The organism is Mesorhizobium sp. M7A.F.Ca.CA.003.01.2.1, assembly GCF_003998945.1.
Lineage (GTDB): Bacteria > Pseudomonadota > Alphaproteobacteria > Rhizobiales > Rhizobiaceae > Mesorhizobium > Mesorhizobium ciceri.
Window position 1 is genome coordinate 1 of record NZ_RZRA01001475.1, and the last position, 787, is coordinate 787.

The window sequence follows — 787 nt, forward strand, 5'->3', positions numbered from 1 at the left end:
CCCTCGATCAGGTCGTCGGCATAGCAGAAGGAGCGCGTCTGCTGGCCGCTGCCATAGACGGTCAGGTCCTCGCCGCGCAGCGCCTGGACGATGAAGTTCGAAACCACACGTCCATCGTCGGGCTGCATGCGGCGACCGTAGGTGTTGAAAATGCGGGCGACACGAATATCGAGACCATAGGTTCTCGAATAATCGAAGAACAGGGTTTCGGCCGAGCGCTTGCCTTCATCGTAGCAGGAGCGCGGCCCGTGCGTATTGACGTTGCCGAAGTAGCTCTCGGGCTGTGGATGCACGAAGGGATCGCCATAGACTTCGGACGTCGAGGCCTGGAATATCTTGGCCTTGTTCTGTCGCGCGAGTTCCAGAAGGTTCAGCGAGCCAAGCACGCTTGTCTTGAAGGTGTGGATCGGATCTGCCTGGTAGTGCGGCGGAGAGGCTGGGCAGGCGAGATTGTAGATCTCGTCGCACTGAAGGTCCGAAGGCAGTGCATCGACGATGTCGTGCTCGATGCAGCTGAAGCTCGGATTGCGCTGAAGGGCATTGAGATTGTATCTTTTGCCGGTGTGGAAATTGTCCAGCGCGACAACGTCGTATCCGTCCCGCAAAAGACGTTCGCACAGATGCGAACCTAAAAATCCCGCTCCTCCGGCGACAAGGGCGCGTCGTCGGCTTTGGCTGGCGTCCTTTTGGCTGCCGGATTCCAGTTTCAGAACCTTGACAAGCTTAGTCATGCTTTCCTCATACGCACCGAACACGCTACCGCCGGGCCGGGACAAAGCATCGCCCG

Annotated in this window: 1 protein-coding gene; it reads right to left on the minus strand. The window is 58.6% G+C overall.

All coding sequences use genetic code 11. The annotated features are described in order from the left end of the window. Positions 1-731, minus strand: a 731-nt coding sequence (locus EN969_RS33570) for an NAD-dependent epimerase/dehydratase family protein (protein ID WP_127419892.1), incomplete at its 3' end; no start/stop codon positions are given. Positions 732-787: the final 56 nt, after the last annotated feature.